Annotated in this window: 8 protein-coding genes; 1 reads left to right on the top strand and 7 read right to left on the bottom strand. The window is 53.5% G+C overall.

Annotated elements, in window-relative coordinates:
* Positions 1-601 precede the first annotated feature (601 nt).
* Positions 602-832 carry a hypothetical protein gene (locus CSQ89_RS17565; RefSeq protein ID WP_099407394.1) on the top strand — a complete coding sequence of 77 codons (231 nt, stop codon included), beginning with the start codon at positions 602-604 and terminating at the stop codon, positions 830-832.
* A 120-nt stretch (positions 833-952) separates the two neighbouring features.
* Here CSQ89_RS17565 and CSQ89_RS17560 read toward each other — a convergent pair whose 3' ends face one another.
* From CSQ89_RS17560 to trfA, 7 genes are all read right to left on the bottom strand, one after another.
* A complete protein-coding gene (locus tag CSQ89_RS17560) occupies positions 953-1,357 on the bottom strand; it encodes a hypothetical protein (protein ID WP_099407393.1) in 405 nt (134 codons plus the stop codon).
* A gap of 431 nt (positions 1,358-1,788) precedes the next feature.
* Positions 1,789-2,511 (bottom strand): phosphotransferase, encoded by a 723-nt coding sequence (locus CSQ89_RS17555; protein WP_099407392.1) that lies wholly within the window; start codon positions 2,509-2,511, stop codon positions 1,789-1,791.
* A gap of 191 nt (positions 2,512-2,702) precedes the next feature.
* Positions 2,703-4,091: a T6SS phospholipase effector Tle1-like catalytic domain-containing protein gene (locus CSQ89_RS17550; protein WP_099407391.1), complete on the bottom strand. Its 1,389-nt coding sequence runs from the start codon at positions 4,089-4,091 to the stop codon at positions 2,703-2,705.
* Positions 4,092-4,093: 2 nt separating this feature from the next.
* Positions 4,094-4,642: a DUF3304 domain-containing protein gene (locus CSQ89_RS17545; protein WP_099407390.1), complete on the bottom strand. Its 549-nt coding sequence runs from the start codon at positions 4,640-4,642 to the stop codon at positions 4,094-4,096.
* The gene (locus tag CSQ89_RS17540) at positions 4,635-5,564 is read right to left on the bottom strand and encodes a DUF4123 domain-containing protein (RefSeq protein ID WP_099407389.1); all 930 of its coding nucleotides are present in this window, start codon (positions 5,562-5,564) and stop codon (positions 4,635-4,637) included. The genes CSQ89_RS17545 and CSQ89_RS17540 overlap by 8 nt, the downstream gene beginning before the upstream one ends.
* A gap of 176 nt (positions 5,565-5,740) precedes the next feature.
* Positions 5,741-8,683: a type VI secretion system Vgr family protein gene (locus CSQ89_RS17535; RefSeq protein WP_099407388.1), complete on the bottom strand. Its 2,943-nt coding sequence runs from the start codon at positions 8,681-8,683 to the stop codon at positions 5,741-5,743.
* 380 nt (positions 8,684-9,063) lie between these two features.
* Entirely contained in the window at positions 9,064-9,963 is a 900-nt protein-coding gene (gene trfA / locus CSQ89_RS17530; protein ID WP_099407387.1) for a plasmid replication initiator TrfA, read from the bottom strand.
* Between the last annotated feature and the right edge of the window lie 318 nt (positions 9,964-10,281).

Genomic DNA, 10,281 nt, shown 5'->3' with positions numbered 1-10,281 from the left:
AATGCCTGAGCATCAAGACGCAGAAGAACCCATTCGCACTTTGCCGCAAGTTACTGATCAACGCCTCCCGCGCGGCTTATGATCAGTTACAGCTGCTTCTCGCAGCTACTGCGTAACATCAGTTAGTGAGTAGGTGGTCAAAGGGAATCTCACCCTCAGGCATTTTCGCAACCAGACGTGAGTCTCTCGATTCATCCGGCTCCTATCGTTCTGACAATCCGGTATGGGTGAAAAACCAGTGAGCAAAAAAAGCCGGGGCCACTGCGCAATCACATGTTTCAACCATATTGTCGCCCTTGAGACACCCTTACCTAATCGTTTGCATTTTCGTTTGGCCCAACGCAATGGTGAAACTTTGGTCTTTCCAATGACCCAATCGATTGCGTGGTCTCTGCTCAAGAAGGAGTTCAACAAATATCGTTATGTTATTTGTATATCTTCTTGAATACAAAGCCAATATGCCGATTGAATGGGTAAAGTTAACATAGACAAGAATAAATATGACTTTAACATAAGTGCATCTCGTAAGCTTGTGGATACGGTTAACCTAGCACAGGCGCTAGCGAGATCTTTAAGGAAATAATATTTGAGGATATTGCAAATGCGTGAAGTCGAGAGAGAAATGCCGGTAGTAGATACAGACAATACTGAGCACATACTTTTAGAAGTCACCACGATGGTGACCCAAAAACCGGATAATGGTCCTGCTGTTGAACGTCCCAGTAGCCAGCGTTTCATGATTGTAAAAGGTGAGATGCTGAAGAAGCTTGGCCCAAAATTGTTCGAAGGGCTGGAAACGGGAGAACGCTACACCTTGCTAAAGGTGGTGTAGGTGATCGAATAGCCGAGCGAATCTCACTCGCGTGCCACTCGACAAAATACCCTGGCGAGGAATGAATATGCAGCGGTATGGCCTGGGAGAATCCCATACAAAACCGCAGGACACTTATATTCATACCGGCGTGAACAGCTCACCCAAGGCAGTACGGTCAGCATGAATCGTGATGGGCTCACCGGTCCTGCGCACCAAGGTAATGGCCTGTCGCGCAACGGCTTCCCCGATTCGGGGTGACAAAAATGTCACCGATCTTACATTGATGCTCGACGCTTCGGTGACTGTCAAACAGGCGGCCGCTTGCCTCGGGTCATTGCCTATCGACTCATCCTCGACCGAAAACGCTTCAGTGCCATAGCGGGTGTTGACGATATGGGTGAAGCGGGCCAACCCATCGCAATAAGCACTTGACCGCTCGCCTTGCAACGCTATGTTGCTGAGTAGAAGACGCATAGCCATCATTAGTCGCGGTTCGTTGTCTAGCGCCGTCATGGCAGATAACACCGACACGGTGGTTTTCATGGCGGTTCCCTTTCTGGGTTTCAGGCAAGGCGATCCCCTCGGCCCCCATGGGATGGTGTTAATCAATGGGTGTAGGCGGTGCAGCTGCTTAGTTGGTCGAGTAGCCTGAGGGTGAGATTCCCTCGGGCTACTCGACCAGCTACAAATCACCCAGCGAGAGCAACGTTAGGTCCGCCATCAAATCATGTTTCAGACCGGATGGAAGTACATTCTCAGGTAGCGATGTTGCACAACTGCTTGGCGTTGATTCCCGCATGGTGCGCACCGGTCAGTGTCTCCAATTCTTCGCGGATACCTTACAGTGCTTGGCGATTGCTGTTAATCGCTGCTGGATTGGTACAACCGCCAGATGCAAAAAAACGCAACTAATTTACTTTTCCTAAACCGGACTCCAAGTTTCGGGTTTTAACCCGGCCTTGGTTGAATCCCACCTACACGCACGAACACAGAGCGTAGCCAGTCGGGCTTAATCGCTCGGTGACATTGAGGATGGTCCAAGATGCGGCGGACAACGCCCAATCGGCCATTTCAGTCTTACCCTGAACGCGCCCAGATACAGCAAGGGCAGACTGCCGCGCGACAGCATAGATTGCGATTTGTGCAGCCGAACAACCCGGCACGCCATATGCGCCAGCTAAGAGACATAGACGGCGGATTTGCTCATCTCCCGTATAGTCGGCATTACCAAGATCAAGCCAAGCGAATGCTGAATAGCCTAAGTCCCACAGGCGAAGGCCCGGTGCGATCGTGTCGAAGTCAATTAGTCCGCAAGGTAAGTCATCAAGGAAAACTGCGTTGGGTGGCCCCCAATCGTTGTGGCATATGACCTCTGCACCGCTATTTCGGACAAGAGGAAAATCTGCCGTTGCGTCATGAAAGCGTCTTAGGAGAGCCGCGGCGGCGACGAGTTGAGCATCATGGAAGTGACCAAGGTCGCTTGGCACACTGCCGGGGAGGAAACTCAGGATTTCGCGATTTTGATCATCAACGCCCAAGTACCGTGGCGTTCCCCCAAATCCTCTTTCTTCCAGGTGGACAAGTAGATCGTGTATCTGCGTCCGATCTGCTGTGATCGGTCGCCTAACGGTATCACCAACCCGTACTACATTGGCGGTAACGCGACCGCCCATTAACAACATTTCTGCATTGTTCATTGTCAATTGTCATCGTAACAAGCTAACAGCAGCGGGCGACGTGAGATACGGCCGCTTCGGGTTGAACTTGGACCGCCGCTACGAATTGAATCGACATGCTTCTTGAAGGGAAGGTGCGCAATCTATCTACGCGCGAACTTGCGCACCTTCCCCCTTACCACATGGTCGGCCGACCCAATACTGAGTTCACATCACGCCGTCGGCTTTAATAACGGCCGAATTTTGTAGTAGTCGGCCGTAGATGTATCCATTTGCAGTGGTCCACCAGCTGCAGAGAAATGCTCAAACGAATCGTGAACGTAATTTGAAAACAACTCTCGTGTAGCCGGTAGCACCATATTGGCATTCGGCGTTGTGCCAATCTCACCTTTACCAGTTGAAGTCCGGGCTTGCAGGCCCAGCAGTAGCGACATTGTCTGCAATGATTTTGCATTTGTTGCATATTGCGGGGACTTTGCTTTGGTGTCTGCATCTGACTTGGCCAGCCCTGAATCTATCCAGGCCCAATACTGCTTGCTGTGAGCTTCAAAGTGGGTCTGCACAGAACCGGAGGGCTTCACAGCGGCAATGTACTGGGTAAGGGTTTTGATTGCTGCCTCGGGAACATCAAAGGATAGTGCAAACAAATCTTCCCAACCCTTAGATGCTTTCATTTCATCTACAGATCGCATTTTTAAGCCCGCACCACGTGCTTCGTGGAGCATCTGCAGCAGTGCAACCCGCGCCAAGGTATTGGGCCTACCTTGTTCCAGGCGGCCGTAGCCGCCACCCACATCGGCATGGGAACCGGGATACACAATATGTCGGGTTTTACCGTCCCCCACCGTTAACGAAAACGCATGCCGCAGTTCATTGGCCGCCACGATATGGGTACAGCGCTCGACATAGGGCGGAATCGTAGTTTTGATTAACTCCGGCATCTTATTGTCGGCGGGCAAACCAACCGATTCGACTGTGTCAAATATCCCCAGAAATTTGATATTGAGTGGGATGCCTTCGTAGCGCAGCTTGTTGCCTTCTTTGGTGATTTTTTCCGACCCAGCCAGCCAGTGCATAAATACACGGGCCTCAGTCGCACCGCGAGAAAACCCAAATGCAGCTAGATTAATTTCATGCAGCTTGTTTCTTGTCCTGAACAGTTCAATTGCACGTAACAAATCAAATGTTGCTTTTTCCAGTCGCTCTGTAATGCCAGCTGCCACGGCCGATCCAAGAACACTATTGCCATCTTCCTTGTATCCAATGTCTTCGACTTCGGTATAGATACCATGATCTATGCGGACGCGGCGCTTTTCATATCGGTCCTGGAATTCAAAGGGCGTACCTAAGCCTTCGTAATACCGCCTGATAACGCCATCGTCTTCGTCATCGAGATGTGCATCGTACAACGCCGCAATGTTAGAGTGACTCTTTGGGAAATCGCGCTCTCGATGATTCCCAGTTCCATCGAAGAAGAAGCTCATCCATAAAGTGACAAAACATGTTGGGCATGCGGGAGAGGTTTGTCTTTTTGTCTTCGCAATACTCCGTTTCACCATATTCTCGATGGATTTAATCTTTGGCGGGATTGCATTAACCATTCCTATTCAACTCCGTCCGCTCTGGCATTAGGTCCAGTGTTATAAATGCCTTTGATTTTTGTTTCTCGCTTCAATCCTAACTCTTTAATCCTGGCATCTAACAAGTCCGACCTTGGTACAAGGTCAATGGATCGAACCTCCATGACAACTTTATGCCCAGGCAAAATATGCACGATTGCACTCTCTGCTAAGTCTGGCCACCATTTTTCAATGGGTGCTACTACTTTGGACTCCTTGCCTTTGGGAAATACAAGTGTCACTTCTGCTGTTTTTGCACCAAGCGGTAACTCAATACAACACATGCCCCCGCCCCCTTTTACCCCGCCAACTTTTACCTCATCCAAACCGGTTGCGACTGTTTTCCCATTCACTTTTACAAACACCACATATTCCTGGGAGTAGTTGTACGCTACGCCGGTTATACCACCGACCATCTTTGGCTCTTGCGCCTGACAAGCTGTGACCAGCAGTGCAAGGACCAAGCCTTGTAAGCCTGCACGTCCCCCACGCAACCATTGCCAGTTAAAACATGACGGTTGTCCTTTAGTCATCTTCACTCACCGCAAGCCATTCATCTGACGAGACGTGTTCCAATGCCGACCCAAAACTGGCATGACCAGCCCGGGCCTTGGCAAGGGCATCGGCAAAGGGGGCTTTCTTGATAAACCCCTCGGGTAATTGCAGGCTCAAGGCGCTGTATAAGGCAAGATCGGACGGCAGTTTCAAACCCAATTGCCTTGCCTGGGTGATCCGCTCATTGACCAGTTTACGGCGTTCACAACCGCTCATACCATCCAGCAAGACGATGTCGATTTCGTCGATTTGGTGAATCACTGTCCAAGGGAATAGCGCATCTTCGAGTGCTTTGACATTCTCTTTGGTGAATTGGATGGCCCCTGCCAGTAGATCTGTCCGCTGGCGCACGATGGAGAGCATGTCCCCACAAACGTCGCGTACCGCCCATACTCGGGCTGGACCAAGCAAACGGTGGATCTGGCCAGGGGTCGCCATCGGCCAGAGCGCCGTCGTCACATTGATATCCTGGAACCGGAAAAGCGCCCCCGTACCGTCGGGCATGACCACTTCACGAATCTCCCGCAAATGGTTGGCAAGTTCGGCTAGATCAACATTGGCGGCCAGCAGATAGCTGAACGCATCCTGCTGGAGCACGAATTCCGCCAAAGCCTGCAATGCCTCGACATGCCGTTCCACCTCGATCAGTGCTGGGCCGCTGTTTTCGATAGCCAGTCCAGACAAATCGTCGTACAGGTTGATGGACTCGCCCTTCAATAACCCCTTGGCGATCAGCGTTGTCTCGTGTTCGGCCCAGTTCGGCAGCTTGGCCAAGTCTACTAGCAGAAACAGGCGTGATTCCGATGAGGGTTCTGCACCGGTCTTGTCCTGGCAGGCAGTGCGTAGCCATTGGGCGAGTTCAGCGGCCGTTTGTATCTGTGTCTTGGTGGAGTGGGTCATGGCTCTTCACATGGAGGGGGATAAAGGGAGCGCCTTGTGCAGATGCCCTCAGTAAGCACTCAGTACTTACCACTCTTAGAGCTGAACTACGAGAACTTGGTACGGTAAGCGTCTCCTTGGCAGGTTCGGCAGCGATATTTGTCTCGGGTTGCTGGCTGGTTGGCTGGGTCATGGCATTAACTCAAGGGGATAAAAGCGGCGCTAATGGCTGTCGCGGTTTTGTTGCACTTACGCGATAGCTCCGATGTACCCCAGGTCGGTAGAGGAAAAGTCATTCTGGCAGACCCAACCCACGCCTTATGGCTGGCCTGCACCCGCAATGTGCCCGGGCACGCGGTGGTGATGCTGCCGTTTTCAATGGTGATACTGGAACCATGCGCGTTGCAGATCACAATCTTCTTCCCCGCCGCCAGCGTGGTTTCGCCATTCACTGACTCCAGCGTGAGCTTGCCCTTGGACGCGATCTGCATCGCGCCGTCGTGCGCCTGCATCAGCAGGTCACCCTCACCCACAATGAGGCTCAGCCCTTGCTGCTGGTCTTTCTCTCCATCCGCCAGTCCCCCAACAACACTGACGCCCTGGTTGGCATCAATGCGCAGCTGATTGCCCGACAGTAGATTGAAGTGCTGCCCGGCCAGCCAGGACTGGGTTTCTTTGGCAAGGATGAACGCATCTTCACTGGCGGCGACCATGCCGCCCCGCGCTGCGATCACAATCAGCGGGTCAGTGATCGCGGGGATCGTGCCCGGTGTCTTGGCGCTGTTGGGCTTGGCCTTGATGTTCTTGGCTGTGGCATCACTCAGGGCTTGGTTCACGTCTTCGGCATCGACTTGGCCTTGCACTGCGTGCAGGAAGGCCGGCAGTGGGCTGCGCTTGGGGTCGAGGTAGGATTGGTCGGCCTTATTGACGCCAACTTGGCTGGCGGCCGTAATGCCTTTGTGGGTGGCCGTGGTCTGACTTAGTGCTTGGGATAGCTGCTGCGCCTGCTTGACCAAGGCTAATGGCCCGGCCAGCTCGCCGGCCGGTTCGTGGGTGTTGTTATCGTGGCGGATGCGATAGCTGGTCATCAACCAGCCACGGCCGGCACGCAGTGCGCCATAGGCGTCGGTGCGCAGCTCCGCCCCTTCGCCTCTGAAGCTGCCCCGGTAGTTGTCGGCACGATGGATCAGGTGGCCCAGGTTGAGCTGGCTGGTTGCCTGCGTGGTGGCGAGTTGTACCGCCAACTGCCCATCGCTGTCGTCAAACAACAGCTGATTGTGGCCCTCGCCATCCAGTGACTGGCTGCGAATGCCCAGCAACGCACCCGCATGGCGGTGCCCATCGTCACCGGGGGCGGCACCATGCCAGACCGGACTGTTGCCACCCTGTAAGTTGCCTTGCCCCGCCGCATGGCGGTCGTTGGCCTGGGCGAACACCTTAGTGTCGGGTGGCGTAAATGGGGTGTTGCTGTCGCGCGTCGTGCGGGCCGGTGAGTAGGTGGCATCGCCTTCGCCCACGCCCGTGTATTGGCTGCCCACCACGATCGGCTGGTCGATATCGCCATGAAGGAAGTCCACCCACACGGTATGACCTGGGCGCGGCGTGAACTGCATCCCCCGGCTGGGGCCGGCACTGCGTTGTACGACCCGCATCCAGCAGGTATCGGTGTCATCGGGGTTTTCGCCTCGCTGCCAGGGGAAGCGTACCTTCACCCGACCCAGTCGGTCGGTATGGATCGGGCCGTCACCCACCACCACGGCCGTCAGCGGGCCCGGTACGGCGCACTTGGCGTGGAACAGTGGCCGCCAGGGCAGTTCCAGCCGTTGCAGCTGGCTGACATGAAGATACCCTTTCGCTTCCGCCACCTCGGCAAACCCGCTGAAGTCCACCGATGAATCCCGCCCGACGGTCCCGCTGATCTCATCCTTCAGGTTCAAGTCGGCCATGACTTTATCGAAGTGCTGGGCAAACTGCCTATCCTTGCCCAGCTTTGCTGCAATGCTTTCCTTGGCGGCCTTGGGCAGGTTATTGACGCCGGCAAAGCGCTGGGCGCGGTGCAGCAGTTGCGGGTTGCCGTCGCGGCCCTGGCTGAAGAACAGCCGATCATACTGGGTCAGGGTAAAGCGCCGACCTGGGCGCAGGCTGCGGATGTTGCCGGTGGCGCGAATGGTTTCCTTACGGCAGGCCACCACTTCTTCAATCAGGTCCACACGGGCTTGCAGCAAGGACTGGTTGGTGAAATGACTGCCTGAAAGCGGGTAGAACTGTTCCAGCCCGGTTGTACTGCTGCCGGCGCTGGCCGTCACGGAATACCGTCCTGTGTCATGCCAGGCTTGTGCGGTGATGACCTGTGGGCCAAGAAAGTCCATGCCCTGCAGGATCTCGTACAGCGTGTCCTGTTCTTCCGCGCCGCTGCCACGGTGAAAGCGGATGCCCCGCCCGCCTAAGCTTTGCTGGGCGCTGCTGTCTTCGGGCAGTTGTTTCGAGTCCGCGAAGATCAAAAGGCGATGTTGCGCACCCACGCCTAGCTCGCCCTCTTCGGATTCCTCGATGACAAAGCCCAACCCGGCATCGGCCAACAGGCGGCGGATAAACACATAGTCGCTTTCGCGGTATTGCACACAGTAGTGCAGCGGGGTGGTGGCGAGTTCCGCAGCGGCGGCATCGGACGTGATTTGCCATCTCACATAGGGTGAATAAGCGGCGAGTACCGTTTCGACGATATTCAAAATAGTGCGCTGTTGAAACACCCGGCTCTGTACATTGCGATGGGCATACCAAAGTCCGGGCACGATGGACAGTTTGTAGCGGGCCAAGCCGCCATCGCCTGAATCGTCATTGGTGCCTGCGATGTAACCGGTTCGAGTACAGCGTGAACCATCGGACAGGCTGATGTGTAATGCCACCTGCCGCCCCAGCAACTCCCCGATGTCCAGATAAGCATCCGTCGACAGACAGGTGACGGCCATCACCGGCATCGTCGACAGCGCCTCCACCCCGCAAAAGGATTCGACCAGTAGCTTGTCGTCAGGCAAGCCGGCAACCTGGATAGCGTAAAGCCGCGTGTACGAGTCAAAGAGGGCGGTCGGGTCGAATAGCTGGACCAACGCCTTGGGCAGGCCAATAGGTGACAGAGACATGGGGTTTCCTCCCGACGACCCTCCAGGCGAATGCCGAGGACGTTTTGTTGTGTAGGGTTCTAGTGTAAGTGGCTAGAACGTTACGTCAACAACGATACTCTGGGCAGGGTATTAGTCCCGATGGGGTTTTGGTTCAGCAGCGTTGCCCGGGTCAAACATGATGTTAAAGACCGTTGGCGCGCGCTCGTATCCCCACCACGCCCGCGCACTTAATAGCGCGGTTTTTATGCACTTGCAAAACTAGGCTAAATCCGCGTCAGTACTGGAGGGGGAAGCTGTCGGAAGGGTGCAAAAAATCATGCGTTTTGATGCACTCTAGGCATGCAATTACATGGTTTTGAACTCAAACCTGGATAGCTTTTTCTAGTCATAGCTCGATACTACCCACGAATACGTTTTTGCCCAGTTCTGATGATATGTAGTTTGTCATCGTTCTCAGCCATTAACCACGATGCTAGAAAACCAACCTTTTCCAGTTTCACCAGTGCTTCACGTAATTTTTGGCGGAAGTGTTTCATCTGCTTTACTTGGCTTCCAGATAACCGTTGTAGCGTTTCTATTTTCATTGGTAATGGCACCTCATGGGTGCTGTAGAAGCGATATAACCACCTTGCTAGAGGGCTGCGTAGCTTACTCACGGCTATAGCTTCTGCCGCTTGTAAGTAGGTTGCCATGTACGTACCAAACAATTCAACTATGTCTGGTTCCATGGTGATTTCCCATTCGCTTAGCGGTTCAGATGTGCCGCTATCTTCATGGCGGAACTTACGAACCAGTGATTGGCCGTCAAAGAGGTTTGTTTTTTCTTGGTTGGCATTACGCCGTGTAATGATAGTTAGGCCTGTCGCATTGAGCCGTGACACACATTCTTTTAAGCGTTGGTAGTTGTGTGGTGATTTTGACCAGCCAAGAAACTTGTTCATGAATGGGAACGGCTTGAAGCGAATAACTTCGTTCAAGTTTGAGTACTTTACTAGCTGAACTAAGTTGATGAATACATCATGGTCATCTTGGCGTAGTTCTTCGCCGCGATACATGATTACGTCATCACCCATGGTTGCAACTACTACATCACGCAGGAATTTTCGTTCTTGTGTAGACGTGTTGAATTCGCTAACGGTATTGAAGAGACTTGATCTAGCCAAAACGTTGGATAGTCCTCGTTGGTCTTGGCGCCATGGAAACAGAGAGAGCTGGCCGGTCTCTATACTCTTTTGTCTAGCAGCTTCTGCTAGTGCTCTCGCGTGGCTTAAAGCTGTTCTCATCGGTGGTTTTTGCATAGCCTCCCCAAAAGCATTAAGAAAGATTAGAAATAAGATTAGGGGTCTGTGGACAAAGTTCTACGTTGCTTGTATTGCCTAGTTAATTGGCAAATGCGTTAGTCACAGCTCGATAGCCGTATGTCACAGCTTGATACTTTTTGGCCGCACTTCGATACCGTATCGAGCTATGGCTGCCACAGCTCGATACAAACTGATGTTACGCAGTAGCTGCGAGAAGCAGCTGTAACTGATCATAAGCCGCGCGAGAGGCGTTGATCAGTAACTTGCGGCAAAGTGCGAATGGGTTCTTCTGCGTCTTGATGCTCAGGCATTCAA

Origin of the sequence: Chitinimonas sp. BJB300 (assembly GCF_002735695.1) — a bacterium.
Classification (GTDB): Bacteria; Pseudomonadota; Gammaproteobacteria; order Burkholderiales; family Chitinimonadaceae; genus Chitinimonas.
This window is presented reverse-complemented; position numbering and strand designations above follow the sequence as displayed.

Coding starts and splice junctions, on each gene's coding strand:
- trfA (WP_099407387.1), bottom strand. CDS start 9,963: ATGCAAAAACCACCGATGAGAACAGCTTTAAGCCACGCGAGAGCACTA.
- CSQ89_RS17565 (WP_099407394.1), top strand. CDS start 602: ATGCGTGAAGTCGAGAGAGAAATGCCGGTAGTAGATACAGACAATACT.
- CSQ89_RS17560 (WP_099407393.1), bottom strand. CDS start 1,357: ATGAAAACCACCGTGTCGGTGTTATCTGCCATGACGGCGCTAGACAAC.
- CSQ89_RS17535 (WP_099407388.1), bottom strand. CDS start 8,683: ATGTCTCTGTCACCTATTGGCCTGCCCAAGGCGTTGGTCCAGCTATTC.
- CSQ89_RS17550 (WP_099407391.1), bottom strand. CDS start 4,091: ATGGTTAATGCAATCCCGCCAAAGATTAAATCCATCGAGAATATGGTG.
- CSQ89_RS17545 (WP_099407390.1), bottom strand. CDS start 4,642: ATGACTAAAGGACAACCGTCATGTTTTAACTGGCAATGGTTGCGTGGG.
- CSQ89_RS17540 (WP_099407389.1), bottom strand. CDS start 5,564: ATGACCCACTCCACCAAGACACAGATACAAACGGCCGCTGAACTCGCC.
- CSQ89_RS17555 (WP_099407392.1), bottom strand. CDS start 2,511: ATGAACAATGCAGAAATGTTGTTAATGGGCGGTCGCGTTACCGCCAAT.